Here is a 26,447-nt window from a genome sequence, read left to right as displayed (position 1 = left end):
CGGGAGATATTGTCAATACCTGTGGATGAGGGAGTTTCAGGCAACCTCCGCTCCGGTGCTTGCGGGCTCGACCGCCCCGGCGTTGGGGCTGATGGCGGTGGGTCGCTCAAGTAGCTTGCCCGTGTGGAACACCGCGCCGGCACGAACGAGCGCGACCAGATGTGGTGCGTTGACCGCCCGCCAGCGAGCCTGGGCGGCGTCGATCAGCTTGTAGGCCATGGCAAGTCCCGCCGCACGGGACCCGGGACCCTTGGTGACCTTGGTCCGGAGTCGCACTGTGGCGAAAGTGGATTCGATGGGATTTGTCGTGCGTAGATGCACCCAGTGCTCAGCCGGATACTTGTAGAACTCGAGCAGCACATCCATGTCGTCGGTGATCTTCTTCACCGCCTTCGGATACTTCGCGCCGTAGTCGAGTTCGAAGGCCTTGATCGCCACTTGCGCTTTGTCGATGTCCTCGGCGTTGTAAATTTCCTTCATCGCCGCGAGCGCACCCGGATGCGCCGACTTCGGCAGCGCAGCAAGAACGTTGGCCTGCTTATGGAACCAGCATCGCTGCTCCCGGGTTTCCGGGAACACCTCCCGCAACGCCCGCCAGAACCCCAGCGCGCCGTCACCGACCGCCAGAACTGGGGCGGTCATGCCGCGGCGTCGGCAGCTGCGCAACAGGTCAGCCCACGACTCGGTGGACTCGCGGTACCCGTCGGTGAGGGCGACGAGCTCCTTGCGTCCGTCCGCACGGACACCGATCATCACCAGCAGGCACAGTTTTTCCTGCTCAAGCCTCACCTTGAGGTGGATGCCGTCGACCCACAGATAGACGAAGTCGGTGCCCGAGAGGTCCCGATCCTGGAAGGCCTTGGCCTCGTCCTGCCACTGGGATGTCAACCGGGTGATCGAGGCCGCCGACAGTCCGGCACCGGATCCGAGGAACTGCTCGAGCGCCGGCCCGAAGTCGCTGGTGGAGAGCCCGTGCAGGTACAGCAGCGGCAGCACCTCGTTCATCTGCGGGGACTTACGTACCCAGGCCGGCAGGATCGCGGACGAAAACCGCTGTCGCTCGCCGGTGTCCGGGTCGACGCGCTTATCGTTCACTCTGGGAACCTTCACGGTGACCGCGCCCGCGGCGGTCAGCACATCGCGTTCGTGATGGTAGCCGTTGCGGACCACCAGGCGGCGACCGTTCTCGTCGACCTGATCAGCGAACTGCTCGATATAGGCGGCCACCTCCGCCTGCAGCGCGGCCGCCAGCATCTGCCGCGCACCATCGCGGACGATCTCGTCGAGCATCGACCGCCCGACGTCGTCGTTGGAGCGGTCGTCGTCGTGTACTACCGTGAGCACGGGCGTACCTTCCCGCCAGCGTTGGCGCGCTGGTCTTGATCAGATTCCTGTGAACTTCGTAGATCATCTTCCGGGAAGGTACGCCCTCCCGGGATCCACAGGTTCTGAGCATTCCTCGCACTGCGGCCAGATATAGCAAAGTCCAGATGACAGTTGACCTATATCGGAAAACTGCAGGTCGAAGCGTCCAGGAGCATCCGACGCGCTAGAACATTGATCGGCTTCAGTTCTGCGGCACAGCCCTAGGGCGGCGACTGCACGTTGACGGACCGGCTGAACCCGAGACCCCGACGCCCAGACCGCAAGAGCGGGTTCCTCATACACCTGGGGCAATGGGCGCACGACCACCTGCATTGCGCACAGCCAACACCTCCGCTCCGCCGTGACAGGAGCAACCAGCGAGGGAACCGACTCCAAAAGAACGACATCTCACCCGCCACCACAAGACTCCCGAGAGGGTTCGCCGGCGTCTGTAGCCGAACTTTGCGGAGACCAGCGGAGTATCTGGATGCCGATGGGACCAGCAATATCCGTCTTTGGTCATACACACGGTCACCATTCAGGGTTCCCGCGCATACCAAGAGGGCACAAAAGTCGACACAAAGATCAACATCAAGGAAGCAGTCGACCCAATTGCCAATCGCGTCGATCGAGCCGCCATCGAAAAACGAAATGAATCGGAATCTGCGCCGGACTACATGGGCTGCGCCAGCTACGGCGAAGCCAGGCAAATCCACGCTCACAAGTTTGCTGGAATCCGAACACGAGATGCACCGGATCTGGAACCTCTCAACGTCCGAACCCGACGGCATTTCGAGAAGCACCGCACATCGCCTTCAGGGTCTCGTGACTACCTCCGCGACCGACCAATTTCATCCCCATCAACCCTGCGTTGGTGTTGAACACGCCACAACGCGGCGCCGAGGGGCCGTGCCGCCCCAGGAGGCCTGCGAGAACATGTGGGGTGTCATTGGCCGGAGGGGAGCGCGCGTGCCAACGACCCGGAGATTGATGGATTCCACTTCGCAAACCGAGAGGTTCACGTTGCCGGAATCTCTCACACCCCCCTCATAATGGTACGAGCACCGGATCTCACACTCACAGCACTCGCTACGTAGGTAGGTAGTCGCGCGGAACGGCCATTGCCGAAAGTCTGATGTCGCGTTCAGACCCAAAAGGTTCATGCGTCTGTAGCTAAATCGTGCGAGCATCGACCCATTTGTGTACACGCAACGGATGCAGTGGAGATGTCACACACGGGCATGACGTTTCATGAGCCGACGATCTGAAGCGCTTACCTCATGGCCCCGCTAATCTGTAACCCGCGCCGTGTGATGCAGGGTGCATCACACACGGAAACCGGTGATGCACCGTGCATCACCACAGGTCGTAGCAAGGTGAGGTCCGCTCCAACTCGCGGACATTGAGGTGCAAAAGCTGCCCTCGATGGTTGATGGTCAAGGGTGGAGCCAGCAACTGCGATCACCGCTTCGGAGCCTCGGTGTCGCATATCCCGAGAGGCTGAGATCTCGGCACCAAGGTCGTCTGCAACGCCGTGCGTCTGGGGAACGTGGGATTGATGGCGGCGAGCAATCGGTGCGGCGACTGTCGCCAGTGCTGTACCGGATCTCGGGGCCCACCGAGCGCGCAAACGCAACTGACACTTTCGTCTGATGAAGCAAGAGGATTCGTCCGCGCCGAGATCGACCACCGTACTGTGATCAGTCGGCGCGCTGGAGGATTCCGAGTTCTGCCCTGTCCGCCTGCCCGGCGGCCACCAGATCATCGGCACGAAGAGGACTATCCGCAGCCGCGGCGTTGTGCGCACCCACCCGACGAACTCTGGCCGCATAAGGATTCGGCAATGCCCGAGCGGAGATGACCAATTGGAGTCAGGGTGGATGCCGCCTCACTACGGGGGGCGAGCCGGGCTGCCGCACATGCTTTGACGACATTCGCGAGATCGTGCGGGAGACCCATACCGTCGATGAGAATGACGGCATCGAAGGGGGAATGGGAAGGGTGATGCACGGTGCATCACTCGGAAGTAGGTGATGCACCGTGCATCACCCAAGTCCGGGGCGCCGGGCGGCGATATAGGTGGCCAACTGCACCGCCGGGTCAGTGTTATTGCGGGGGTGGCCATTGGGGGTGCAACTCGTCCCACGATGTTGCCCCAGCAAGATTCGTCGGGCACGTGGGAGCCTCACCCCTTGAGTAGGTGCACGCCTTACGTCAATCAGAGGAGGGTCGTTCCACTGGTGGATGTAGTTGGAGGCTAGCTCTCGCTCGTCAGCGCGAGGCTTCAGAGTCACATTGGAGCTGACACAGCGCGGGGCGGCGCGCTCGAAACCCTTCGGTCTATCCGTACGGGAGATGAGAACAACATGCACCCTTGGTATCTGATGCGCACGGCCAGCGAAATGCGGCGAAATGACGTTTGGCCGGATCTGTTGGCGTACCCACTGTGGTCACCGAGATGGTCGGCTATCGGCCACCCGGTATCCCCGACCGGCGGGGGACAGTGGCAGATGGGTTCACTCCGGCGCTTTGTCCGAGTGATGTTCAAAGGGGTGACGATTCGAGGTTGCCCCGCCGCTTGAGTGCAGGGTGAGGAAGTGTCAGCCCTCGAGGCCGCCGCGGATCGGCGACAGAGAGTGTATTCCATTGGTCAGGTATCACTCATCAGCATTCGAGACACTCACGAATCGCCATACATCAAGCAGCTTTCGTTGTTACCCGCTGGTAACAGGTGCCGAACCCGAAGGGATGCGTCGAATAACGTTGTGCAGTACGAAACCTGCACACGTTGAGACGGCTGATTGTGGTGCAGGACAAGTCCTACTACCGCCGGGCGGAACTCTCACCCTGGACTAGAGATAGCCGATTCGTGATGAGTGCAGCCGACCAGCGGTGGAGTCGGGGCGTAGCCACGGCACCGATAGGTGTCTTCAGTGCACAAACGTATAGAGTCCCAAAGCTATTGTCACACATCGCCACCAGGTCCCGTTCCTGGTCGCTCGCTGAGCGCCCTCCACTTCGAGTAGCCGGGCTGGCATCGCCATAGGGTGAGGACAAGACTGCGAAACCCCGCCGGAGCTGGCGGACGGCGGGGCCGCTACACCAGCAGTCGAGTATCGGTTGCGCAATGCGAACCCAACCAGCTACTAGGGTCCAGCTGACGGGCGGGACACCGACAACCTGCACATGGGATCAGCCGGTGCGGAACAGATCGTATGACGCCGACCACCTGTGTCCCAAAAGTGTGGCGTACGACACGCTCACTTTCTTGCGGCAAACGCGAAGGCTGCACTTGTATATCCGCGGGATCGGAGTCCAGACGGTGTGTTACGCCTACTCAACTAACAGTGCACGCCCGAACGCTCAGGTTGCCGTGAGGCGTTCAGCGCCCGCCTATCGGTACGACCTCGCCGGTGTCCTGGACCCCTCCACCGGCAGCATCGACCATCGTGCCGCCGCTGCCGGGGTCGCCTTCGTCGGGCAGGAAGTCCCGGCGTGGGATCCCGACCGACCGCGCAGGAGCTCTATGACCACCACATCGGAAGCCTCGAGCTTCACGACAATGTGAAACCCCTACCCTTGGCGGCGACCGCCCTGCTGGAGAAGCAATCACGACAGACCCCGGTGGGGAGGCTCTCACAGGGGCAGCAGCGCAGACTCCATCTCGCCATGCAGTTTCGCCTCCCGCCCCGTGCTGCTCATCTGCGACGAACCCACGAACCAACGGTCGGTGTCCCTGGTCGACAATCTCACCGCCGCACTGTCGGACACCCCGGCCGCGGTCCTTGTGGCTACCCATGACCAGCAGATGCTCACCGATCTCGCACATTGGCCCCGCTTGTGCCTGAACGTCGACCCCGCCCGGTGACATGTGTGCGATGCCCAGCGTGAGCATGCCGAGCAGCCATACACCTCGGGGGTGGCGCACCGGAAGACGCTGACCGCCGACGCCGCAACGCGCGGCAGACAAACACCGGGCGACGCTGAGTACGTCCCGGCCGAACGTCTCTCGGGCGGATATTCCGGCGCAGCAGGGGCAACCGTTCGAGGCGCGTCGGATGGCCGACCGACTTATTACCCGGTACCCCGCTCTCGGTGACCGGAAGGACACCCTGGCGAGGTGAACCCAGGCATCTGCCGCGCTGCGCCTGCGGACTTTCGTCCTGTCGATTACAGAGGGGGTTCGCGGAGCGGACAGCGAATCCCATGGCTCTGCCGTCGAATGTCGGTGTCGCGGGCTAGCGTCGAGTGGGTACCCGACAGCTGAGGAGCAGCGATGAGCGCGGTCACGACGAATCAACCACTCGGCACCCCCACCTGGATCGACCTGGGCATCCCGGATCTCGACCGGGCGATGACCTTCTACGGGTCGGTCTTCGGTTGGGAATTCGACGTCGGTCCCGAGGAGTACGGGCGGTACACGATGTGTCTGCTCGGCGGCAACAAGGTCGCCGCGCTGATGCCGAATCCCGACGAGAACGCCACCGAGTTCTGGTGGAACGTCTACCTGGCGACCGACGATCTCGATGCGACGGTCGCTCGGTCCGCCGCCGCGGGCGGCACGCTGCTGATGGAGCCGAAGGACATCGCCGACCAGGGTCGGATGGCGATGGTGCGGGATCCGTCCGGGGCGCAGTTCGGCCTGTGGCAGGGTCGGGCACACGTCGGCTGCGAGCTCGTGAACGAGCCGAACACGTTGTTACGCAACGACTTGGTGACCCCGAATCCCGGCCCGGCGCGGGACTTCTACGCGGCGGTGTTCGACTTCACCCTGGACGGGAACGACGACCTGCCCGGCGTGGACTTCACCTTTCTGCGCAGACCGGACGGGCACGAGATCGGTGGCATCGTGGGCGACCCGGCCGCCTCCGCGTCCTCCTGGGGCACGCTCTTTCAGGTCGTCGATACCGACGCGGTCGTCGCCGCCGCGCGGGCGAACGGGGGTACCGCGGACGATCCGACGGACATGCCGTACGGGCGGACCGCGGATGTCGCCGATCCGTTCGGTGCGACGTTCACGGTGGGTTCCCCGCTGCCGGGTGGGCAGGGGTAGAGGGGTCCGGTCCGGAGACTAGTGGTGTGTCTCGGATTTAGTTGATCTTTTCCAGTGCGACGCGGCCGCGCGCGACCTTGGCGAGGATGGATTCGGCGGTCGCGGTCCATTCGTACGGTCGGGGGTTTTCGTTGTGGGCGTCGAGGTATTCCTCGATCGAGGCGATGAGGTGCGGTACGGAGTGAAATACCCCGCGCCGCAGAGCTTTATCGGTCAGCTCTCGGAACCAACGTTCGACGAGATTGAGCCACGAGGAGGAGGTGGGAGTGAAGTGCAGGTGGAACCGGGGATGCTTGTCGAGCCAGGCCCGGACCTTCTCGTGCTTGTGGGTGGCGTAGTTGTCCAGGATCAGGTGGATTTCCAAGTCCTTGGGCACCTCGCGGTCAATGGTGCGCAGAAATCTCAGGAACTCCTGATGGCGGTGGCGCGGCAGGCACTGGCCGATCACCGTGCCGGTGAGGACGTCGAGGGCGGCGAACAAGGTGGTGGTGCCGTGACGCTTGTAGTCGTGGGTCATCGTCTCGCCGCGGCCCTTGATCATCGGGAGCGAGGCCTGGGTCCGGTCGAGGGCTTGCACCGACGACTTCTCGTCCGCGCACAACACGATCGCCCGCTCGGGCGGGTTCAGATACAGACCGACGACGTCGACGAGTTTGTCCTCGAATCGTGGATCGTTCGACAGCTTGAACGTCTCGACCCGGTGCGGCTTGAGTCCGCGAGCGGACCACACCCGCTGGACGGTGTCCTTCGAGACCCCGACCACCTCGGCCATCGTCCGGCAACTCCAATGAGTCTCGCCTTTCGGGCGGTAGTTCTGCGTCAGGTCCACGATCTCATCGATCTTCTCTTGCGGGATCGAGGGCTTGCGACCACGACCCTTGCGCACCTCGCCCAACCGCGCCATGCCGTCCTCGGCGAACCGCACCCGCCAGTTCGCCACCGAGCCCGGCGATACCGACAACGCCTGCGCGATAGCCGTGTTGGCCACACCCTCGGACGCCATCAACAGTGCCTTAGCCCGCACCACCTCACGGTGTGCACCCGACTGCGACCGCGCCAACGACTCAAGCAAAACGCGCTGCCCATCGGAAATCTCCAAGGCGGGTACCGGATGCCTCATATAGGGATTCTATCGAAGAGAACCAGAATTATTTGCGAGACACACCACTAGCTACTTCGACCTGAAAAACGAGGCGCCCCGGTGAGCATGATTCGGCCGTTCTCGGCCGGTCGGGATTGGGTTGGCCGCAAGTCCCCCCGATCCGCGTCCTTTCACGCTGCCAGGGTGCTGATCTTGACCAGGTTGTGCGCCAGGACCCCGTGGCCGACCCAGATCTGGGCGCCTTCGGTGCTGTCGATGCGGGTGCGGTCCCAGCCATATCCACGTTTGAGGGCGCTGATTCTGCCTTCGACTCCGGTGCGCCACTTGATTGTTCGTCGGAACGCTGGGCGGTGTTCCTCGGCTCGCCGGTCAGCTGAGGGTTTGCCCTTGCGGGGGATGACGACGTGGCGCACGCCGAGGTCGCGTAGGTCGTCTTCGACGGCTTTCTCGCCGTAGCCGCGGTCGGCGGTGACCGTGCGGGGTGGCCGGCCGGCGCGTGTGCGGACCCGATCCACGGCTGGTGCCAATTGGGGTGCGTCGGCCGGGTTGCCGCGTTCGACGTTGTGGTCCACGATCACGCCGTCGTCGCCTTCGACGAGCTGGGTCTTGTGGCCGAACTCGACCGGTTTGCCGAGCCGTCCCTTGGCGATGGGCCGGGCGTCGGGGTCGTGCAGGCTGACTCGCCGGGTGGCTCCGTCCGGGGTCTGCCCGGCCAGCCGCTGTCGGGTCTGCGCGGTGATCTGCCGGGTGGCGGTGACCAGGTCCTCGAGGTCGTCGATGGCGCGGGCCAGGCGTCCGCGCCGGCGGCCCGCGGCCCCGTCGTGCTCGCCCTGGGCCTTCCGGGCTGTGGCCTTGGTGCGTGCCCGGCGCAGCGCGTGTTTCGCGTTGGTCAGCAGCCGTTCGGCATCGGTGGCGGCGGTCTCGGCCAGGTCGGCCAGCTCCCCGGTGGTGCGCCGGACCGCCGCCAGGGCCTCGTCGCGTCCGGCGGCGCTGCGCGACCGCAGCTTGAAACCGATCGAGTGCGCCCGCTTGCCCGCTGCACGGGATCGGTCCCGGACCGTGGTGCGTGTCGCTCTACCGGCGGCCTGGATCCGCTTGCCGGTGGCCGCGATCCGTCGGATTGCCTTGGCCAGCAAACCGGAGTCGGTGGGGTAGGACACGTTGCTGGGCACCACGGTGGTGTCGGCCCGCAACGTGGTGGTGCGCAGCACCTTGGCCTCGGTGGCCTTGGCCAGCAGCGCCTCGTTCAGCCCGTCCACCGCCGCCGCGCCACAGCGGGTGGTCAGCTTCATCAACGTCGTCGGGTGCGGCACCGACCCGTCCAAGGGGATCCGGCAGAACCGGCGCCAGGTGATCGAGTCGCTCACCTCGCGGCACAGGCTTTCGTAGCCGAGCCGGTAGCGGAACTTGAGGAACATCAGCCGCAGGTAGGTCTCCATCGGCGTCGACGGACGACCGATCCGCGGGTCGAAGTACGGAACGAACGGTGCGAAGAACGCTGGATCATCCAACAGCGCATCCACTCGCTCGAGCTCCGCGGGAAGCCGCAGCAACTCCTGCGGCAGCACCGACTCGAACAACGACGGTTGATCGCCTACGGTACGGAACACGATGGCCTCGATCCCTTCTAGCCCAACGGGTTGAGGCCATTGTTCCGGTTCAGGACTGGCTGATCACGTACCGCCACACCCCGACTTTTTCAGGTCGAAGTAGCTATTCGGCCGGGCACCTCGGTGGCGGTCGTAACGTCAGCATCCGGGTTCAATGGCTCTGAAACGTCGTGGTCGTCACCGGATGGCGGGCGGGTTGCCCCTGCGCTCCTCGTCGCCGCCCGGGCCCCGCCTTACCACTGTATGTTTCCCCGCGCGCCGCACACCGGACAACGAGGCGGATCCTGCCCGTCGGTGTGCGGTGCTTAGGTGGTCTGCGCGTTCTCGGCCTGCACGCCTTTCTGCCCCTGGCTGACCTCATATTCCATGTGTTGTCCCTCGTCCAGGGTCTTGAAGCCGCGGCCCGCGATCTCGGAGAAGTGGACGAAGACGCCGCCGTCGGGGGCGGTGAACCCGAAACCCTTCTCGCCGTTTCCAGGTCTCGGGGATGTGGAAGTAGATCCACAGGTTGGCTCTCCGCTCGTTGCTTGCATTGTTGCATGCATCGTTGCGAGCAAAGATGCGAGCACGTGGTTTAATGGCCTTGAGCGGATGTTGCTCTGTAGCGACCGAGGCCGATGACCTAGCGGTCTGGTCGGCACACCTCAACGCGGAAAGGACAACTCGCGATGCCCAATCCCCGTGGTTCTCAGAGGCCTGACGTTGGGGTGGGTGATCGATCCGGGCAGCGAAGACGACTTCGACGATATGGAGGCGCTGCGCACCCGCGCCGCCGCCGAACTGACCGGGGTGTTGCAGGCCACCCTGACGCCGATGCTGAGCGCGGGGTGGGAATTGCGCGGCGATCCAGGGCATGTGGTGCACCTGTCCCGCAGCATCGGCAAGTTCACCTCGATGGTCGATGTGGTCATCGAGCCGTACGTGTGGACGTATTGGAACAAGGACTTCGGCTGGAACAACCGGGTCGGCGAGACGGGGATCCTCGGCTCGCCCACCGCCGGAACGTATCTCCCCGACGACGACCTACCGGCCGCCCGTGAACTCGGCCGACGGTTGGCGTGGTCCGCGAAACACCTCGGCGTACTCCCGGGGCCGACCCCCGCGCGCACCGGCGCCGCGATCGTCGACAAGATCAAGCGCGAACGCACCCGCTCGGGCAAGGGCCTGGTGGTGGCGACCGCCGGCCCGGTCCCGCCGCTGGACGGCGCCCCGCGCGGTGACCTCGAACCCGCCGTGGGTTGGACCCGCGTCCCCGACGAACAGGACCTCGAGGGGACGAGCCGGTTGGTGTCCATCGACCAACGCGCCGCCTACCTGGCCTCGGCAGGGATGCTCGAATTCGGATACGGACAACCCACACATCTGACCGGGGACGCCGCGGCCGCGGCCGCTGCGGGGGACAAGGGTGCCCCGTTCGGGCTGTGGCGGATCACCCTGCCCGCGGGGCAAACGTTGTCGCTGCCCGAGAAGCTGCCCCTGCCGCACCCACACATGCTGGCGGACCAGCCGGTGCAGACGTGGGTCACCTCCGTGAGCCTCGACGGGTTGTGCGCACCGGTCGCGGATGGGGGGATCGGCGCCGACCTCGACGACCTGGACATCACCGAGGCCTGGGTGTACCCGCAGCAGGGCCGGGTGTTGGACAAGTGGGCGAAGATCCTGCGCGAGGCCCGCAAGGTCTCGGTGGACACCGAGGACGTGGCGACGAAACGGTTCCTCGGCTCCTGCTACAAGGGCTACATCGGGCGAATGGTCAACCCGGACATGTGGACTGCCAAGCAGATGCAACATCACCACCAACCGCTCTGGCGGGCGGCGATCATCGCGCACTGCCGGTGGCGCGGCCGCCGGGTGGCGATGCGGATCGCCTGCGAACACGGCCGCTGGCCGGTCCGCACCGTCACCGACTCCTGGGTGTACCTCCTCGCCGACGGCGAGGACATCGCCGACCCGAGTGAGGCGTTAGGGAAGATGTCGGTGGAGAAGGACACACTGCTCACGGAACCACTCCTGTCCGCGTTGGCATCGGCTCAGGATGTGCACGAGGTGAATCTGGCGATCAGGGCGGCATTCGCCGACGACGAGTTCGCCGCCGACGAAGGGGAGGGGGCACTCTGATGGCCCTGCATCTTCCCAAGCCGCGCACCACGAAGCCGGCGCAGCAGGCGGTCGGTCTCGACGGACTCAAGGTCTCGGTCGCCAACGCCGCGACCAGCGGTGTCGAAAAATCAAAACAGGTCAAAAGTGGGGGGCTGGCCGGCCTGACCAGCAAGGTCTCGGTCAAGCAGCTGCGCAAGGAACTCGGCAACGAGGGCCTACGGCAGGCCGCGATCGACGCCGGCCGCACACCCCCCTCCGCGCGGACGTTGCGCCGGTGGACGCAACAAGGCCGGATCCCACACGCCGACGTCCTCGAGCGAGCCCAACGGCGTGCGGCGATCGAACGCCTCGGCGGCATCGACGCGGTGGCCGCGAAGATCGGCCGGTCCCGCTCCGCCGTCTCCCGATACCGGTCCGGGGAAACGAACGAGTTGCGTGCCGACGCCAGCAAGAAACTCAAGAACGTCAAGGCGCAGGACATCATGAAACGCGCCGGAGTGTTGCGGCCCGACGGAACACCGAAAAGAGCGGTCATCCGCGTCAAGGGCGGCGTCATGGTCCGCAACGGCGCCGACGAGGGCTACGACTACCGGGTCCGGACACTGGATTTCGCGAACTCCGACACCCCGTTCACCAATGAGGAATCCCGCGAACTGGCTGCCGCGCTGGCCAACGACGATCACGCCCGGGTCGTGGCACTGCTCGAGCGGCACGCCACCCTCGACTACCCGGAGAACAAGGGTTTCGACAAGTACAGCGACCAGTTCGGATTCCACTTCGACCACATCGAATCCGTCCACATCGACTGGATCTGATCTCAGCCGGACCGAACCACGGGCGGGCAAGTCGTTTCCGCAGGTCAACATCGCGGAATCGGTGCTGTTACGGAAGCCCTGCTATCTCGATTAGCGTTCCTCGCAATACCAGAAGCTCGGTGGGATAGGACAGCAGGAAACCCTTCGACAGACACCTGTCGTCTTCTGCGCTGCGTGAAGAGTGCCTCGATCAGCGCGGTGGCCGATGCGGTCTTCGCCGCGGTTTTCGTGGTCGCGTCGGCGGTGGCGGTGTAGCCGCCGAGGCGCACGGTGGCGGTGAACCGGGGTGCGTGCGCGGGCCCATCGGTGTGGAACCCCCACTCGGGCGGAGCCTGATTGTTGTTCTGAGCGAGACTCATTAACCAGGCGATGGGGTTGGACAGAGCCTTGGACTTCTTCGCCCCGTCCAGATTCAGGGCGACCGGCGCGGTCGTACAGTACGGTTCCGCAGATGGAGCGGGACCGGGATCCTCAAACGCCTGTGGGGGAGTCGTGGGCTGCGGGGATGGCTCGGTGGCGGGCCAGTCCGGTTCCGTGTCGGGGCGGTCGGTGCCGGTCAGCTGCGCGCGCACTGCCGCCCAGATGGCGGCCTGTTCGGCCGGCTTCTTCGCAGCCGCCGTGGCCCACGGTCCGCGAATGCTGCGGTGGGTGGCGCGGGCCGCGAACAGTGGATTGTGGTCGGCACCGTTGCGCCGGATCTCGAGATCGGTGGGCGGTTGATCGGGGTGGGCTTGCCGCCACACCGACGCCACGCTGGGACCCATCTCCGGATGGGTGTCGGCGAGGGTGTCCAGGACGCGGAGCTGAAGGGGAAGCCAGGTCGGGTCGGCGGCGTCGATCAGGACCGCGACGTCCGGGGCTGTCATCAGCTCGGCGTCGACACGGCGGGCGAGCTCGGCGGCGAGTTCGGCCCGAAGCGGTCCATTGGCTTCGGCTTTGAGGACCTTGTGGAATCGACGACTGTCCAGTGCGTTGAGATCGGCGGTGGCCGCCTGCTCGGCGACGATGCGGTGGTCGGCGTGTTTGAAGTGATTCTTCTTCGCCTCCCGGGCGGCGCGGGTGCGCCGGTTCAGGTCCGCGCCGAGGGCAGCGAGTTGCTCGCCGGTGTAGGGGGCGGGGGAGTGGTCGAGGTGCGCGAAGATGATCCGCTGGTTGATCAGGTCGGCCACCCGCCGCAACGGGGAGGTGACATGGGTGTAGGCACTCAACCGGAGACCGTAGTGGCCGTGCACCGTCCGGTCGTAGGTCGCGGCCCGCAGCGTCGACAGCAGTCGTCCTCGCAGTTTCGCGAACAGGTCCGGGTCCCCGGCCGCGGCGGCGATCTCGTGCATCAGTTCGTCGGTGCTGCCGGAGACCGGGTTGGTGCGGTGGTTGCGGAACAGGATCGGCAAACCCTGCTCCACACACCACAACGCCACTGCCTCGTTGGTCGCGATCATCAGCTCCTGCACGATGACGTAGGCGACGGTCCGCAGTTCGGCGGCGATCGCCACGATGGCGCCGTCCTCATTGGCCGCCCAGCCGCGGGTGAGGTCGTAGAACGCCAGCGCCCCGCCGTCGCGGCGGGCGCCGAGCAAGACTTGCGCTGCCGCATCCGCCGCGACCAACTGAGGGTGCAGCGAATTGGCCGGGTCGGTGAGAATCCCGGGGACCTCGGCGTGATCGACCGCCACACACCGGCCCAACGGAATCTCTCCGCGACCGACGGTGACGTCGACCAACTGCCCGTCGGTGGTGAGGGTGCCGGTGACCCGCAGACTGCTGCGCCGGGAATCGGCGGTCAGGGTGGCAGCCTGCTCGGCTGTCTCACCGAGCATCGGAATGGTGCGGCCGCGCAGATATCGGGTTTCCGCCCGCAGGAACGCCTGCTCGTCAGCGACCGACCCCAGTTCTACGACGTCGGCGACGCCGGCGATATGAACTTCGATCGCCCACCCGCGGCCGTCGGGGAGGGGGATGACGGAGAAGGCGTCGTCCCGGTCCCGCGCCGACACCGAGTCGATCATCAGCAGCGTCGACATGTCGGTGACTGTCGAAGATGTCATGGTCGCCGCACCCCCTTGGTTCTACAGGCCTCCGACGATAACCAATCTTCACCGGGCACCGTCAGCGACGCGCCCTTGCAACATCGCCCACGCATCCTCAAAACCGGATTCAGGTACGGTTTGTTCACCGCGGTGAACAACGGACAAAACGGACACCACCCGGTGTCGTCGGCCTGCGTGCCGACCCATCCGGCTGGTGAGCAGAATCGAATCACGCAGTGTGCGTCTTGCGGCAAGCGCTGCGGCTCGAAAAGGTGAGATCGGTATGACTTCTGTTCCTGACCCCACGCCCAACGCTGTCGGGGAACAACAACGGCGGCCCACGTTGACGCCGCGCGAGCTGGAGATCCTCCGCCTGTGGCTGCGGAGTGAATCGAAGACTGTTGCCGCATCCGACCTGGGAATCAGCCTGGGCACGATCAACACCCACCTGATCCGGATCCGAGCGAAGTACGCTGCCGCAGGCCGCCCCGTTGCCGACAAATCTGGATTGTTGATCCGGGCGCTGCAGGATGGGCTGGTGTCTCTCGCTGAGCTCTGACGCGACTGGTCCACGTCCATGCTTCAATAGGGCGCGAGCACTGCAAAGGGCCGACCTGTCGACCTTGTCCAGTGGCCGTTGCCGGGCACTCTCAGCCTGGCGCTTATTCCGCGACGACCGCGGGCGGCGGGCAGCGACGGGTGTTCCGTGACTGGTTCCGCCTGTTCGGCGTGCGGATCGACCGGCTGCGTGGTGTTAGCAGCCTCTCGGGTTCTCAGGGTGTCTCGGATCGCCGGGGCAAGGTTTGGTTATTGAGCCGTGCTGCCCGGGCATTCTCATGGGCGACTATTGCTTCCTGCCAGTCGTGATCGGTCACGGCGGCGTGGCCGCGGGCGACTGGGGGGTGGAACGCCGAGCTGCGCGGCGATCTGGGCCCACGACATGCCCGCCGTGAGGGCCTCGGCCACCGCCCTGGCGAGGAGATCGTCGGTCTGGTCGCCGCCGGAGACGTCGGCGTGACTGTCAGAGTCCACCGGAAGACCCAACCTGGCCCGCTGGATAGGCGCCCATCAATTGATCCATCCCCGTGACTGTATCGGGCGCTTCGGGGGTCGCCGACCGGTCAACGATCATCATCCGGTACTCCGACAGGCGTTCGACGGCGCACCTCTGCTTTACGACTGTGTCACCTGAGCTGAGGCACGCCACGCGCAGAGCTCACCGATCAGGCAAGTGACGGAGTCGGCAGCGCGGTCGATCCAGACGGCGTTCCCATCCCGGACTTCAGGTGCGAAAAGCAGCAAGGGGCTGCGGCTCGACACGGGCCACAGAACGGACTCGTATCCCGAGAGCCAGTCGTGAACTGCCTCGGCAATCACGGAGGTTGCCGTCGCGACGTCCGTCTCGTATGGGAGACCGAAACCGAATCCGCTTGGAATGTCCGGACCGTTGGCCCGGGTCTCGACGGTATTGAGCCCGATCGTCCATGCTGGGATCTCGTCCGTGGTGTCTTCGATTGTCCACATGAGTGAGCTGTACTTGTTGAACTCGGTAAAGCACTGAGTGTCCCGACCGACCGCATGGCACGCCTCGACGAAATGGCGAGGTGCGTCGCTGACATCGTCGGCATTGAGGTTAAGTTGCCACCTAGGCTTTCGCGGAACCTGTGGTTGAGGCCACGCCTGTGTCGCCTGGTACCGCAAGTCTTTCGGAGCTTCTGCGTCGGATTGCTTCCACTCGAAGTCGATCAGATCGCCGACATTCGAAGGCATCTTCGCTCTCGATTGCGGCGGAGGGTAGCCAACAGCCACCCGGGGTCTGGGACGAATCCACGACACCCGATCTCGATTGGCGGTCCCAACTTCGCACGGTTCCGCGGGTTCTCATTTTCACAATCATCCCAGTCCACGGGCCAGCAATTTGCGATTCCCCGCAAGCCGAACTACCAGGGGCCACTTCGGCCTACAGCGCGCCGGCGGACAGGTGTTTCCGTAGCGGATCGTGATCCGGTGTGTTGTGCTCTGCTGGCCACTGCTGTCGAGGAGGCTGGGAATGCAGGCTCCCGACCACTACGAAAGGACCTCTGCAGGCGAGCCAACCGCTGCATGACAGCCACGCTGATCTGAATCAAAGCGTTCCAATTCGGGTCGATCAGTGACACGTACGGCTGGCATAGAGATCGCGCAAGAGCGCGGCCTCGGCGCCATGATGGATCAGTTCGTCCGCGATGCGCAGGACAAACGACCGTCGGGTTGCCGAGCCGTATGGTCCGGCGGCCGGACCGATCGCCGCGGTCAGGTCGACGGATTCGAAGGTGACGAGCTCGCGGAAGGCGGCGTACGCCGAGTCCACCGAGGCCAGGGCATCCTGGGCGCAGTCCGCGCCGCCGTTATCGAGCTTTGCCTCCGGCGGCGTGACTGCGAGCCACGTCCAGTTGCGTGATTGGGTCAGGACTTCAGCGATGTGAAACAACCGCCAGCGAATGGTGATCTTGTCGTCGGCGTCAACCGGCCGCCACGACCACTCCCGATCGGTCAGTCCAGCCATACGGTTCCACAACCGTTCCCAAGTGTGGTCGAGCAGGTCCAGCACATCCTTGTCGGCAGTCTGCATGGTCACCACCCTGCCAGTGCGCGCAGGGGACCGCTCGGCCGTAACCGCTGCCGAAAGAGAACCCCTCAGCTGGGCATAGCACTAGAGGCGCAGCGACCGGCCATCGGCCTTGCTCCTGGTCGGGGATGAGGCGCACGATGATCCCATGACCAAGAAGCGTTGGGGTGACCTCGATCCACGTCTTCGGCAAGCATTCCTCATTGGCGGCGCCTTCGAGACGGGCCTGAAGATCGCCACGTTGATTGATCTTGCCCAGCGTCCTCGTTCGGCCGTCCGGGGCTCGAAGTCCTTGTGGGCACTCGCACTCGCCCTGGTGAACTCGGGTGGGATTTTGCCGGTCATCTATCTGTTGCGCGGGCGCGCCGGATGAAATGCATGTCACTCGTCAGAGCAACCCACTCCACCATCCCATTGACCGTCGGCCGGCATCCCGTTAGGTAATCGGTGAACGGCAGACTATTCAAGTGCGTCGGGCAGCCTGATTGCGCCCTTGAGGTAGTTCTCTTCCGCCCTGCACATAGCATTCGAAGTCCAGTCTTCGGTGATCGTGCTTGGACGACCTACTCGTCGTCCGTGTCGAGTTCGACGCAGTTCCACGTAGCTGTCCTGTCCGGCGGTACGTTCCCGCATTCGGTGAAAGTAGGCGGTCGCGACGGGTCGACCGAATAACCCCCGAGTGGGTTCGGGGTGCGGGTTCCTTCGCGAGTGATAACGGCGCGGCGAAGAACGCGGCCCCGCGTCGTCGGCACAATGTGGTGAAACAATTTCAGGTATCTGTCGTACATCAGACAGCCCGAGATCGCGGTGGGACCCTCTGGTTCTTTCCAGTCCGAGAGCAGCGCGGATACGTGTTCATTGTTGTTGCGGGCTACCCAGTCGTATTCGCCGGGGCGGATGGCGGCGACGCGCTCGACTTGCACGGGGACGTCCCAGCTCACCACTTCTGCCGGCAGCATCTCCGGTCGACACCATGCAGTCGCGGCTTCGATTTGGTCTCCTACGAGCAGACGCTCGTTTCCGGGTTCGACGTCGACCAGCATCCAGATCCTCACGCCCATCATCATGAACCGTTTGCACCCCGTTCCGTGGTGCCTCAGTCCGAGTGACCCAGTGCCGGTGGAGGAACCAGAGGGCGACCGCCTCCTCAGTGGCGATCATCAGCTCCTGCACGATGAGGTAGGCGACGGTCCGCAGGTTCGGCGATCGGCACGATGGCCTCGTCCTCGGGGCCGCCCAGCCGCGGGTGAGGTCGTAGAACGTGAGGGCGTCGCCGTCGCGGCGAGCGGTCAGCAAGACCTGCGCGGCGGCCAGGTGGCGGTGCAGCGGATTCACGATGTCCGTGATGGGCAGCGGGCGCCTACTCGACCTTTAGAACCAGTGACGGCGGCCACCGACGGCGCGGCCGGTGGCCCCGAGCAGCGCGAGGATGACTCCGATGACCAGCAGGATGATCCCGATGGTCCAGAGGATCGAGATGCCCGCCACGAATCCGATCACGAGCAGAATCAGTCCGAGAATGATCACGATGAACCTCGTCCCGGCGCGGTGCGCGCCCTTCATCCGCGTTTACCCGTTCGCCCTAATCGGAAAACAGATGGTCGACAGCGAGATCGCCGGGTTGGCCGTGACGAGGGTGTACCCCAATGCCCGGCAGGGGTCACTCATGGTTGTTCGGGTCACTGCAAGAAACGCAATCTTCCTGCGGGCGCCGGATACGAGGAGGGGCCGGTGGGTGATCAGCGGCTGTAGGCGACCAGGGTGGTCCACATCGTCTGCACCGGGGTGTCGTGCTGGTCGAGCATGATCGTCTTTGTGACCATGATGTCGTTGCCGGCGGCGTGGCGGAACGAATCGAGAAAGACGTCGCAGATCAGGCGGTCGCCCACCGCGATGGGGCGGTGGAACTGCAGGCGTTGATCGGTGTGCAGGATCTCGGCGGGGTCGTAGCCGGTGAGGACTTCGCCGAACAGGTGCTGCTGCGCGATCATCGCCACGATGGACCCGAACGTGAGCGGGGCGATCAGGCCGTCATAGCCCAGGCCGACGGCGGCGTCCTCGCTCCGGTACGCCGGATGGGGGTCTTGCAGGGATTCGGCGAACTCGCGGATCTTCTCGCGGCCGACCTCGTAGAAGTCGGTGACCCGGTAGTGATGACCGACCAGGCCCGCCGTCCGCTGCGCCCGGGTCGTCCTGGTGTCGTCGAGGATGGTGGCCACCGAGGGAGAACCTACCGGTTCGTATGTGCGCTGCCTTCCCATTCCTGGATGGCGCGCGTGTCGGATGGATGCGTGCGGCAACGGATCCCACCGCCCACGACCGGCGGTGGGCTGATGGGGGCCGGTTGTTCTCCCGGCCGCGGCCGGGATGGGAGTCGGAGTGGAGTGAATTGTGAGCAATCGAGAGGTACGAGGTGCATGGCCGGCACCGTCCTTGGAACGCACCCGACTACATAAGTTGTGGCATCTCTGCCTCCTGCGTCTCCCGTGCCCGACCTCGTACAGAAGATTTCGTGGTGGCAGTTACGGTCACCTGGTGGAGAAACCGCACCGCAACAACCCGGAGGACCGGCGCGGGCAACCCAGCGACGACCCCGCCGACCCTGACCTCGCCGCCTTCGGGGAGCAGGCAGACGACTTCATCGCCCGAGCGATAACGGACGCGTTGGCCGAGGGCATGTCGTGGGCACAGATCGGCGCCCGGCTCGGGGTCCCATCGCCAGCCCCGGACCACGACGATGAAGTGAGCGACCGGGACTGGCAGGAGGCAATTGTCGCCCACGAGAACGCTCGGGCGGCGCGGCGCAGATACGACCGACACCGGACGACACCGACCGCCTCGACGAGGACGAATACCGCGACAAGGAAACCCAGCACCGGGCCGAAAGCCATATCCCCGAATCCGACTCCATCCTCTTCCTCGAAGTGAACGTCACCGACTCCTCCGACTTCAGCACCGACCTCGTCGTCCACGGCCGTCAACGCGGCAAATACCGGATTCTGTGGGTCGACAGTCCCGCGATCCCCAACACAATTGCCGCCGTCCTGCTTCGAATCCGGGACATCACCGGCGTCAACCCGGATGTGTACTTCGAATGGACCGAAGGCAACCCGCTCGTCAACCTGCTCCGGTTCCTGTTCATCGGCGAAGGGGAAGTCGCCCCGGTAGCCCGAGAAGTACTCCGGCGAGCAGAGCCGAATCGGCAGCAGCGACCGCACGTGCATGTCGGTTGAGGTTCTGTAAACCCGGAGAACCGGGCGCATCAACGTTTCGAAACCCTGGCCCTGACGAACAGGGACCTCCAGGTTCCTCGCGGGGCGCTCTCTGTCACTGTCCTAAGGCTGCTGCTGACAAGACCATGCGTGTTGCGGCGACCGCTGGAATCCGCCAAATTTTGCTTGGGTTCGTGAGGTGACGTACCACCGTCCTCGGACGAGGTCCCCGGCGCGCGAGCATTTAGGATCGGGCGATGCCCCGGCTTTCCGCAGACGTCCGCCGCACCCAATTGCTCGAGGCGGCCCTCGCCGTCGCCGAGGACCGCGGAATCGGGGACGTGTCTCTGCGCCGGGTTGCCGGGGCCGCCGGAGTGTCCCTCGGGTTGCTGCACTACCGGTTCGCCGACAAGGCGAGCTCATCACGGCGATGGCCGATGCCCTGATCGGACAGATCAGCGACGGTTTGCGGCTGGCGTTCGGACAGATCGCTGGCGCTCCTCACCGCCCCGGCGTGGCCGGGCTGAGGCGGGTGCTGCAGACCGGGATCGGGGCCCTGGTACCGATTCTCGAATCCACCGCCGGACGGCAACTACTCACCTACGAGATCACCACCACGGCGCTCCGCCGCCGCGACACCGGAGACAGCGCGGGCGGGCAGATCGCCGACCGCCAATACCGCACCATGGATACCGAAGCAGTCGAGTTCCTCCGCCGGTGCGCAGAGCGGACCGACACCACCTGGCGCATCCCCGTCGCCGTCGTCGCCCGCTCCGCCCTGGCCGGGTTGGATGGGCTGGTGCTGCGGTGGCTGGTCGACCGGGATACCGATGCCCTGATCACCGGCCTCGACGACCTCACCGCAATGATCACCGTTAACGCGATCGCATCCCCCACCGATGCAACACAGGCGGTCCGTCCTGGTCCCTCCATCGTTGATGGTCAAGTCCCAGAACTAGTGCGGCACCGGCGGATATCGCCGCATCCTCCCGGTCCTCCACAACCATGAGCCCGGTCGGACCTGCTTCATGGCGGGACTGCTCGCTGGCTCGTCGAACCTTCTGCCTGCCACCGCCGCCACGCGGCGAGAAACCCGCGACCAGGATGTGTAGCCGCCGGACGGAACTGAATCGAGCGTTGTCCATAGACGACCTGGCCGGGGGCAGGTCGCTGATGTGACGCGGACAATGGAAGCAGGGCAACCCAGCACCGGCCGAAAGGCGAACCGATGAATCGGGCGGAAACCGCGGTCCGCCGGATCGACCGCTTCCAGCAACGGCACGCGATCCTCGCCGTGCCATTCGCCGTAGTGCAGAAGTTCGGCAACGACCAGGCCGGCGGCAAGGCCACCATCATCGCCTTCTACGGGCTGTTCGCCGTCTTCCCCCTCCTGCTGCTGTTCTCCACGGTCCTCGGGTTCGTCCTCGCCGGACACCCCGACCTCGAACAACGCATGATCAACTCCGTCCTGGCCGACTTCCCCATCCTCGGCACCCAACTCCGCAGCTCCACCCACCCGCTGCGAGGCAACGGCTGGGCCCTCGTCCTCGGTGTGCTCGGCGCCCTCTACGGGGCCCAGGGCATCGGGCAGGCCGCGCAGAACGCGATGAACACGGTGTGGAACGTGCCGTTCAAGGACTGGCCCGGGTTCGTCGGCCGCCGGGTGCGGGGACTGACGATCCTGGTGCTCCTGGGAATCGGGATCCTGGTCTCGACCACCCTGATCGGATACGCACCCCGCTTCGGTCCCCTGTCCGACGCCTGGGCCTCGGCCGCCGCTGCCGGGGTCAACTTCCTCGTCTTCCTCGTCTGCTTCACCGTCCTGACCTCGGCGACCGTGCGAGTACGCGACGTGGCCGTCGGGGCGGTGTTCGCCACTGTGTTCTGGGAAATCCTGCAACGCATCGGGGACTGGTTCGTCCGCTACACCATCAGCCACTCCACCGACGTGTACGGATTCTTCGCCATCGTCCTGGGCCTGCTGTCGTGGCTGTATCTCGGCGCCCGGCTGACCCTGCTCGCCGCCGAGATCAACGTTGTACTGCGCTACCGGCTCTGGCCCCGATCGATGACCCAACCCCCGTTCACCCCGCAGGACAAGACCGCGATGGTCCGACTGGCGAAGATGGAAGAACGACGCCCCGAGGAAACCGTCGACGTCGCATTTACCCCCGAAGCCGACCGTCGACCACTCGACGAACCAGGCAAGACCAAACCCGCCCCCAACCGACCCCAGCGACCCCCTCCCTGAACACCCGACAGAGCACCGACACCCAGAGCGTTACCCAGGCCATCACCAACTGGGTTGGTGGTCGACGGGGAAGGCCACACGCTCGGACGACAGGCACAGTCATCTCTGCGATAAGTCCAGTTATCGCACCGTCCCAAAGCCGTCCCCAGCGTCGGACACCAGTTCTCCGTCAACCTCTTTCGGTGCGGACGAGGTTCGCAAGCAGATCGGCGAGGAGTTTGTCGGCTTCGTCTTCGATGCCGGTGAGGATGTCGGTGACATCCTCAAGGTGGGTGTGGGCGTTTCGGCGGGCGGCGATGCCGCGGTCGTAGTAGCCCTGGTCGAGTTCGACATCGACCACGTCCGGGTCCGGCGCGTTCTCGTGTGATGGCGTCGAGGGCGGCCTGCCTGGAAAGACAAGCAGCGGTCGTGCTCTACGTGCTCGCGACAGACGCCATGCATCACTGAACCCACCTCGGCAGTACCACAGCATCGTCTGGGCCAAGGACGAGTCCAGCCAGTAGGTCGCCAGTAGTCACTGCAGCAGTGACTACGGGCTCAGGTGCTGTCGAGGCGGGGGAAGACGGTTTCCTCGACGAGCAGGTGGATGGCGGCGGCGATTGGGATGGCGACGAGGGCGCCGACGATCCCGAGCAGGGTGCCACCGATGAGAACGGCGACGACGGTCGTCAGGGCCGGGATCTTCACCGTTCGACCGATGATCCGGGGGACGAGAAGGTAGTCCTCGGCGAGGCGGAAGGCAACGAAGAAGATCACCGTGGCGATGCAGACGGGCAGGGACACCGTCAACGCGACTGCGGCAACGACGATACCGGCGATGGTCGACCCCACGACCGGAACGAGATCGAAGAGGGCGACGAACACACCGAGGAACAGTGCATAGGGCACGTTGAACGCGAGGAGCCAGATCGCGGTCGCGGTGCCGGCGATCACCGAGATCAGCACGTTACCGAGGACGTAGGCACCGACCTTCGCGAAGATTTGATCGCCGATGAGGATGGCCCGCGGCCGGCGCGAATGGGGGATCAGCCGGTACCCGGTGGTGCGGATAGCGGGCAGATTAGCCAGAAAATAGACGGTCAACACCGCCAGAATGAGGAACTTGCCCAGCGCGTCGAAGATCGCGGCGCCGGCGCTGACGGTTTCGTTGACGATGGTCTGGCCGCTGCCGTTCACGGCACTGGTGAGCCGGTCTTGCAGGTGATAGCGGTCGTTGAGTTTGCCCACCATGCTGGAGTGGTCCTGGAGTTGGTTCAGGTAGTCCGGTGCTCGGTCGATCAATTGTTCGGTTTGGGTTACCAGTGGGGGGATCGCGACCGCGAAGAAGCCCGCCGTGAACGCGAGCGCGACGGTGAAGACGACGGTCACCGCCAGCCAGCGTGGCAGGTTGTGGTCGACCAGCCAGGAGGTGATGGGGTCGAGTCCCAGGGCGAGGAACAGTGCCAACCCGATCAGGATGAGGATCGACTGTGCGGTGATGAGCAGGTGCACGAGACCGTATGTCAGGGCGACCCCGGCGGCGCCGGTGGCGCCGATGAAGAAGGGGGAGCGCCGGTTGAATCGGGCGCCTGGGCTACCGAGGGGTTGGTCGGGGGTGCTGATCCGGGCGGCGATGGCTTCGGCTGCGGGGACCGGATCGGTGTTTTCCGACCCCTCTGGGTTTGTTGGTGGGTGGGGTCGGCGGTCGGCATCGTCGGGGGAGCCGAGCCCGGGCAGCGTGGGCATGACTTCCTGATCCTCCTCGAAGTGGGCGCCGCTTGCGAGCCTCGACGCGGCCGGCGGGCGGGTGCTGATCGAGTGCCGGGAAGCCGGTCGCGGCGAGGTCAGGTGCGGGTGTTGCGGTTGAGCCAGCCCCACCCGGCGGTCAAGGCGAACAGCACAATCCCGATGACCGCAAGCCACAAAAATCCTTTGACCACGAGGCCGAGGACGACGAACACCAACCACACCACCAGTAGAAAACCGATGAGAGCGAGCATCAGTTCATCATCGCACCCCTGGGCAGGCGCTGCACCGGGGCATTCCGCGACGCCTATGCCCGAGGTGCGGCGGCGGTGCTGGAGTTCGACGACCGCTCCCTTAGTGGGTGCTGCAGTCCGGTGCATCGGCATGTGCTGGGTGGTCACCGCTCCGGATTGGCATCGACGTTGGGTTGACCCGGTGATGTCCGATTTCCGGCCTCGCGGGTTGAGGTGGTGGTGTACCGCGTCGAGTTCGTCGATGTGCTGGGAGTTATGAGGATCGCAAACGGTGGTTCGCATGAGCATGCCGACGCTCGTCCTGCACGCTCGCATAGGCGGACAATGGATCTTGACACAGTCGCGAGGCTTCACTCTTTCTTGCAAAGGAACACCGATGACTGACACCGCCGTCGCTGTAGCAGCCCTCCAAGTGACCGAGTACTGGGTGGTCGAAGTGGACCGCCACGATGGGGCGTGTTGCACATTCGGTCCGTTCACTGCCGAGGCGGCTTGGGCCAGAATGGAACACCGGAGCGCGCCTACCAGGTTCGCCGCCGTCGTAGGGAAGAGATGAGCGTCACGGACAGCGCTCGGATGGGCGAGAATGCGTCCAGGGAAGGCGAGGGGCAATGAAAGTGACGTTATGTCACGTGGTCCTGGTCGTCGCGGCAGCGCTGGCAATTTTGCTCGCGTATGTAGCAATTGCGGTGTCCTGGGCCTCATACCGACGTTGAAATCGTCCTTCTCGTTGGCCCGAGAATTCGAACGTCTGGGCGGGGTCACTGTCCGGCTGCGGGAATCGGCGGCCGCGCCGCCCGTAGACGTTTTGAGCGTGACTCGGGGTCGTGAGACAAGCGCCTGACGCGTGTCGGTGCGGGTTATCCCGTCACGATGGGGATCGTCGCCTGACACGGATGCCGTACACCGCACTCGTCCGGATTCAACGCTGAGAAGACGCTGCAGTTGGGGCCACGCAATACCCCACCCGCCGCAACCGGAACCGTAATCCACTGTGGACCTGAGACCGGTCGGTTCGGTTCTTCCGTGCCCGGTATCGAGCGGCGAAGGTGGGTGCCTGTGCAAGAGCGAGCGGTAGCCAGACGCGACGGTCTGTATCGATCGGCGCGGCTGAGGTCCATGGCTGCTACGGCGAGATCGAACATTGTGGAGGTTCTCTCTGCGCACGTTCTGGGCCCTGTTCGAGGTCGGCGATCCGGACTGTGTCGTGATCGTGGGCGGCGTGTGCGCCGAGATGGCCGGCGCCGCGTGAGAGGCGCAGGCCTGTGACCAGGTCCTGCCGTGCTTCGAGGCCGTTCGGGTAATGCGTTCACCCCGGATAGAGCTGCATCGCCGGTCCTCGGAGTGGGGACCGGCGATGCTTCGGGGAATAGAATCTTCTCGTATCGGGAACCGCTTGTGCTGACTACTTCTTGGCGGCCGGCGGCTGGTTCAGCAAGGTCATGAACGGCTGTGCGTTCGCTCCCAGCGCGCCGAGACCGCCGATTGCGGTGCCGGCGAGCGATGCTCCCGCGCCGACGAGCAACGCCCCACCGATGCATCCCGCCACCGGTCCCGCTCCGAAGAGCAGCGCGGCGGGCGCGGAAACGACACCGCCGGCGATCGCGCCGAGGAGGCAACCGCCGACCAAACCGCTCGCGGCGCCGAGGAATCCGCCGACCGCCGCGGTGAGGGTGATGTTGTCCTTGACGTTTGCGACAGCGGCAGGCAGGTCGACCTGCTGGAGTGGGAGGCTGACCGGGGTAGCGGCGGCCGGGCTGGTGTCGGTGGTGAGGGTTGCGGTGTGTCCGTCGATCTGAGCGGCGACCGGATGGCTGACGCCGTCGACGGCGATCGCCAACGGCACCGAATCGACGAGTGCTCCTGCGGCGTCACGTACTACGAGGTGATTGTTCTCGTTGCTCAGCGAACCGGCCGCGGTATCGACGATGACCTGGTTCCCGTTGCTGGTGACGTTCCATCCGACACCGGGGGCGGGGGCGGGATCGGCGTAGGCGGTGCCGGCCACGATGCCCATCGACGCGATGGTCATGGCTGCGACAGCCATCAACTTGGTCATCTTCATGCGTGATTGTTCCTTTTGCTGGGAGGGCGGCGCCGACTGCGACCGCTTCGAGGATGCACGAGAACCCTAGGGATGCAACAAGTCTGCTTTCTAACCGGAAGTGAACAGAATCTGAACAGTGCCTGTCGCGTCTGGGGATGCGCCCTGTTTCTCCCACGACGAATGGGACAAATGGGTTATGTTGCATGGTTTGTGTGCGGTCGTCGATGTACTCGGGATGGTCGGGCGTCGTGGTGCGGTCGGACGGTATCTGGGCGACT

Annotated in this window: 26 protein-coding genes and 2 pseudogenes; 12 read left to right on the top strand and 16 right to left on the bottom strand. The window is 64.9% G+C overall.

What is annotated here, in order from left to right:
• Positions 1-36: 36 nt before the first annotated feature.
• Positions 37-1,344 (bottom strand): IS256-like element ISRjo4 family transposase, encoded by a 1,308-nt coding sequence (locus tag RHA1_RS38375; protein WP_011599256.1) that lies wholly within the window; start codon positions 1,342-1,344, stop codon positions 37-39.
• 3,751 nt (positions 1,345-5,095) lie between these two features.
• Between RHA1_RS38375 and RHA1_RS53775 the strand changes: the two genes are divergently transcribed.
• The gene (locus RHA1_RS53775; protein ID WP_237720415.1) at positions 5,096-5,233 is read left to right on the top strand and encodes an ABC transporter; all 138 of its coding nucleotides are present in this window, start codon (positions 5,096-5,098) and stop codon (positions 5,231-5,233) included.
• Positions 5,234-5,641: 408 nt separating this feature from the next.
• On the top strand, positions 5,642-6,418 hold the full coding sequence (locus RHA1_RS38355) for a VOC family protein (protein WP_007297325.1): 777 nt from the start codon (positions 5,642-5,644) through the stop codon (positions 6,416-6,418).
• A 37-nt stretch (positions 6,419-6,455) separates the two neighbouring features.
• On the opposite strand, the gene RHA1_RS38350 is transcribed toward RHA1_RS38355, so the two are convergent.
• The 3 genes from RHA1_RS38350 to RHA1_RS38340 all read right to left on the bottom strand — a co-directional run bounded on the left by RHA1_RS38350 (position 6,456) and on the right by RHA1_RS38340 (position 9,663).
• Positions 6,456-7,538, bottom strand: a complete 1,083-nt coding sequence (locus RHA1_RS38350) for an IS630-like element ISRjo2 family transposase (protein ID WP_011599356.1) — start codon at positions 7,536-7,538, stop codon at positions 6,456-6,458.
• 152 nt (positions 7,539-7,690) lie between these two features.
• The gene (locus RHA1_RS38345) at positions 7,691-9,130 is read right to left on the bottom strand and encodes an ISNCY-like element ISRjo3 family transposase (RefSeq protein ID WP_011599355.1); all 1,440 of its coding nucleotides are present in this window, start codon (positions 9,128-9,130) and stop codon (positions 7,691-7,693) included.
• Between the two features lie 305 nt (positions 9,131-9,435).
• Complete coding sequence (locus RHA1_RS38340) at positions 9,436-9,663, bottom strand: cold-shock protein (protein ID WP_007299996.1); 228 nt, start codon at positions 9,661-9,663, stop codon at positions 9,436-9,438.
• 148 nt (positions 9,664-9,811) lie between these two features.
• On the opposite strand from RHA1_RS38340, the gene RHA1_RS38335 reads away from it, so the two are divergent.
• The gene (locus RHA1_RS38335; protein ID WP_011599353.1) at positions 9,812-11,248 is read left to right on the top strand and encodes a hypothetical protein; all 1,437 of its coding nucleotides are present in this window, start codon (positions 9,812-9,814) and stop codon (positions 11,246-11,248) included.
• Entirely contained in the window at positions 11,248-12,045 is a 798-nt protein-coding gene (locus tag RHA1_RS38330) for a hypothetical protein (RefSeq protein WP_007299995.1), read from the top strand. Before RHA1_RS38335 ends, RHA1_RS38330 begins: the two co-directional genes overlap by 1 nt.
• A 44-nt stretch (positions 12,046-12,089) precedes the next feature.
• Here the strand turns inward: RHA1_RS38330 and RHA1_RS38325 are convergent, their stop codons facing one another.
• A complete protein-coding gene (locus tag RHA1_RS38325) occupies positions 12,090-14,090 on the bottom strand; it encodes an RNB domain-containing ribonuclease (RefSeq protein ID WP_011599352.1) in 2,001 nt (666 codons plus the stop codon).
• A 265-nt stretch (positions 14,091-14,355) separates the two neighbouring features.
• Here RHA1_RS38325 and RHA1_RS38320 point away from each other — a divergent pair, with 265 nt between their 5' ends.
• Positions 14,356-14,631, top strand: coding sequence for a LuxR C-terminal-related transcriptional regulator (locus tag RHA1_RS38320; protein ID WP_007299993.1), 276 nt, complete (start codon positions 14,356-14,358; stop codon positions 14,629-14,631).
• A 275-nt stretch (positions 14,632-14,906) separates the two neighbouring features.
• Here RHA1_RS38320 and RHA1_RS47325 read toward each other — a convergent pair whose 3' ends face one another.
• The 3 genes from RHA1_RS47325 to RHA1_RS38310 form a co-directional block, all read right to left on the bottom strand.
• On the bottom strand, positions 14,907-15,104 hold the full coding sequence (locus RHA1_RS47325; protein WP_237720586.1) for a hypothetical protein: 198 nt from the start codon (positions 15,102-15,104) through the stop codon (positions 14,907-14,909).
• 141 nt (positions 15,105-15,245) lie between these two features.
• Complete coding sequence (locus tag RHA1_RS38315; RefSeq protein WP_007299992.1) at positions 15,246-15,842, bottom strand: hypothetical protein; 597 nt, start codon at positions 15,840-15,842, stop codon at positions 15,246-15,248.
• Positions 15,843-16,221: 379 nt separating this feature from the next.
• Positions 16,222-16,683 (bottom strand): DinB family protein, encoded by a 462-nt coding sequence (locus RHA1_RS38310; RefSeq protein ID WP_007299991.1) that lies wholly within the window; start codon positions 16,681-16,683, stop codon positions 16,222-16,224.
• Between the two features lie 145 nt (positions 16,684-16,828).
• Here RHA1_RS38310 and RHA1_RS38305 point away from each other — a divergent pair, with 145 nt between their 5' ends.
• Positions 16,829-17,053, top strand: coding sequence for a DUF5652 family protein (locus RHA1_RS38305; RefSeq protein ID WP_007299990.1), 225 nt, complete (start codon positions 16,829-16,831; stop codon positions 17,051-17,053).
• 190 nt (positions 17,054-17,243) lie between these two features.
• On the opposite strand, the gene RHA1_RS50905 is transcribed toward RHA1_RS38305, so the two are convergent.
• The 4 genes and pseudogenes from RHA1_RS50905 to hadA all read right to left on the bottom strand — a co-directional run bounded on the left by RHA1_RS50905 (position 17,244) and on the right by hadA (position 18,899).
• Entirely contained in the window at positions 17,244-17,723 is a 480-nt protein-coding gene (locus RHA1_RS50905; protein WP_007299989.1) for a hypothetical protein, read from the bottom strand.
• 85 nt (positions 17,724-17,808) lie between these two features.
• Positions 17,809-18,027: pseudogene (locus RHA1_RS53770) on the bottom strand (RNB domain-containing ribonuclease); the annotation flags it as partial.
• Between the two features lie 24 nt (positions 18,028-18,051).
• On the bottom strand, positions 18,052-18,207 hold the full coding sequence (locus RHA1_RS38295) for a DUF6131 family protein (protein ID WP_007296776.1): 156 nt from the start codon (positions 18,205-18,207) through the stop codon (positions 18,052-18,054).
• Positions 18,208-18,419: 212 nt separating this feature from the next.
• Entirely contained in the window at positions 18,420-18,899 is a 480-nt protein-coding gene (hadA, locus tag RHA1_RS38290) for a (3R)-hydroxyacyl-ACP dehydratase subunit HadA (RefSeq protein ID WP_007299988.1), read from the bottom strand.
• A gap of 316 nt (positions 18,900-19,215) precedes the next feature.
• Between hadA and RHA1_RS38285 the strand changes: the two genes are divergently transcribed.
• The 5 genes and pseudogenes from RHA1_RS38285 to RHA1_RS38270 all read left to right on the top strand — a co-directional run bounded on the left by RHA1_RS38285 (position 19,216) and on the right by RHA1_RS38270 (position 22,143).
• Positions 19,216-19,608 carry a hypothetical protein gene (locus RHA1_RS38285; RefSeq protein ID WP_041813183.1) on the top strand — a complete coding sequence of 131 codons (393 nt, stop codon included), beginning with the start codon at positions 19,216-19,218 and terminating at the stop codon, positions 19,606-19,608.
• A pseudogene (locus tag RHA1_RS38280) lies at positions 19,506-19,913 on the top strand (amino acid transporter); the annotation flags it as partial. The gene RHA1_RS38285 and the pseudogene RHA1_RS38280, both read left to right, overlap by 103 nt.
• A 236-nt stretch (positions 19,914-20,149) precedes the next feature.
• Positions 20,150-20,338: a TetR family transcriptional regulator gene (locus RHA1_RS52545; RefSeq protein WP_237727061.1), complete on the top strand. Its 189-nt coding sequence runs from the start codon at positions 20,150-20,152 to the stop codon at positions 20,336-20,338.
• The gene (locus RHA1_RS38275) at positions 20,323-20,901 is read left to right on the top strand and encodes a hypothetical protein (protein ID WP_237727060.1); all 579 of its coding nucleotides are present in this window, start codon (positions 20,323-20,325) and stop codon (positions 20,899-20,901) included. Before RHA1_RS52545 ends, RHA1_RS38275 begins: the two co-directional genes overlap by 16 nt.
• Positions 20,902-21,120: 219 nt before the next feature.
• The gene (locus RHA1_RS38270; protein ID WP_007299985.1) at positions 21,121-22,143 is read left to right on the top strand and encodes a YihY/virulence factor BrkB family protein; all 1,023 of its coding nucleotides are present in this window, start codon (positions 21,121-21,123) and stop codon (positions 22,141-22,143) included.
• 169 nt (positions 22,144-22,312) lie between these two features.
• Here the strand turns inward: RHA1_RS38270 and RHA1_RS47320 are convergent, their stop codons facing one another.
• The 3 genes from RHA1_RS47320 to RHA1_RS44945 form a co-directional block, all read right to left on the bottom strand.
• Complete coding sequence (locus RHA1_RS47320; protein WP_007299984.1) at positions 22,313-22,483, bottom strand: hypothetical protein; 171 nt, start codon at positions 22,481-22,483, stop codon at positions 22,313-22,315.
• A gap of 197 nt (positions 22,484-22,680) precedes the next feature.
• Positions 22,681-23,868 carry an AI-2E family transporter gene (locus RHA1_RS38260; RefSeq protein WP_007299983.1) on the bottom strand — a complete coding sequence of 396 codons (1,188 nt, stop codon included), beginning with the start codon at positions 23,866-23,868 and terminating at the stop codon, positions 22,681-22,683.
• Between the two features lie 98 nt (positions 23,869-23,966).
• A complete protein-coding gene (locus tag RHA1_RS44945; RefSeq protein ID WP_050998689.1) occupies positions 23,967-24,269 on the bottom strand; it encodes a hypothetical protein in 303 nt (100 codons plus the stop codon).
• 229 nt (positions 24,270-24,498) lie between these two features.
• Here RHA1_RS44945 and RHA1_RS38250 point away from each other — a divergent pair, with 229 nt between their 5' ends.
• Positions 24,499-24,678 carry a hypothetical protein gene (locus RHA1_RS38250; protein ID WP_007299981.1) on the top strand — a complete coding sequence of 60 codons (180 nt, stop codon included), beginning with the start codon at positions 24,499-24,501 and terminating at the stop codon, positions 24,676-24,678.
• Between the two features lie 849 nt (positions 24,679-25,527).
• Here the strand turns inward: RHA1_RS38250 and RHA1_RS38245 are convergent.
• Positions 25,528-26,187 (bottom strand): DUF8020 domain-containing protein, encoded by a 660-nt coding sequence (locus RHA1_RS38245; protein ID WP_007297783.1) that lies wholly within the window; start codon positions 26,185-26,187, stop codon positions 25,528-25,530.
• Between the last annotated feature and the right edge of the window lie 260 nt (positions 26,188-26,447).

The organism is Rhodococcus jostii RHA1 (assembly GCF_000014565.1).
Classification (GTDB): Bacteria; Actinomycetota; Actinomycetes; order Mycobacteriales; family Mycobacteriaceae; genus Rhodococcus_F; species Rhodococcus_F jostii_A.
The sequence above is the reverse complement of the archived record's forward strand: the minus strand, read 5'-3'. Positions and strand labels throughout refer to the sequence as shown.

Bases quoted from the DNA above. Each gene is read 5' to 3' on its own strand.
- RHA1_RS38355 (WP_007297325.1), top strand. From the start codon at position 5,642: ATGAGCGCGGTCACGACGAATCAACCACTCGGCACCCCCACCTGGATC.
- RHA1_RS38350 (WP_011599356.1), bottom strand. From the start codon at position 7,538: ATGAGGCATCCGGTACCCGCCTTGGAGATTTCCGATGGGCAGCGCGTT.
- RHA1_RS38340 (WP_007299996.1), bottom strand. From the start codon at position 9,663: ATGCAAGCAACGAGCGGAGAGCCAACCTGTGGATCTACTTCCACATCC.
- RHA1_RS38330 (WP_007299995.1), top strand. From the start codon at position 11,248: ATGGCCCTGCATCTTCCCAAGCCGCGCACCACGAAGCCGGCGCAGCAG.
- RHA1_RS38325 (WP_011599352.1), bottom strand. From the start codon at position 14,090: ATGACATCTTCGACAGTCACCGACATGTCGACGCTGCTGATGATCGAC.
- RHA1_RS38320 (WP_007299993.1), top strand. From the start codon at position 14,356: ATGACTTCTGTTCCTGACCCCACGCCCAACGCTGTCGGGGAACAACAA.
- RHA1_RS38315 (WP_007299992.1), bottom strand. From the start codon at position 15,842: ATGCCTTCGAATGTCGGCGATCTGATCGACTTCGAGTGGAAGCAATCC.
- RHA1_RS38310 (WP_007299991.1), bottom strand. From the start codon at position 16,683: ATGCAGACTGCCGACAAGGATGTGCTGGACCTGCTCGACCACACTTGG.
- RHA1_RS38305 (WP_007299990.1), top strand. From the start codon at position 16,829: ATGACCAAGAAGCGTTGGGGTGACCTCGATCCACGTCTTCGGCAAGCA.
- RHA1_RS50905 (WP_007299989.1), bottom strand. From the start codon at position 17,723: ATGCTGGTCGACGTCGAACCCGGAAACGAGCGTCTGCTCGTAGGAGAC.
- RHA1_RS52545 (WP_237727061.1), top strand. From the start codon at position 20,150: ATGCCCCGGCTTTCCGCAGACGTCCGCCGCACCCAATTGCTCGAGGCG.
- RHA1_RS38275 (WP_237727060.1), top strand. From the start codon at position 20,323: ATGGCCGATGCCCTGATCGGACAGATCAGCGACGGTTTGCGGCTGGCG.
- RHA1_RS38270 (WP_007299985.1), top strand. From the start codon at position 21,121: ATGAATCGGGCGGAAACCGCGGTCCGCCGGATCGACCGCTTCCAGCAA.
- RHA1_RS38260 (WP_007299983.1), bottom strand. From the start codon at position 23,868: ATGCCCACGCTGCCCGGGCTCGGCTCCCCCGACGATGCCGACCGCCGA.
- RHA1_RS38250 (WP_007299981.1), top strand. From the start codon at position 24,499: ATGACTGACACCGCCGTCGCTGTAGCAGCCCTCCAAGTGACCGAGTAC.
- RHA1_RS38245 (WP_007297783.1), bottom strand. From the start codon at position 26,187: ATGAAGATGACCAAGTTGATGGCTGTCGCAGCCATGACCATCGCGTCG.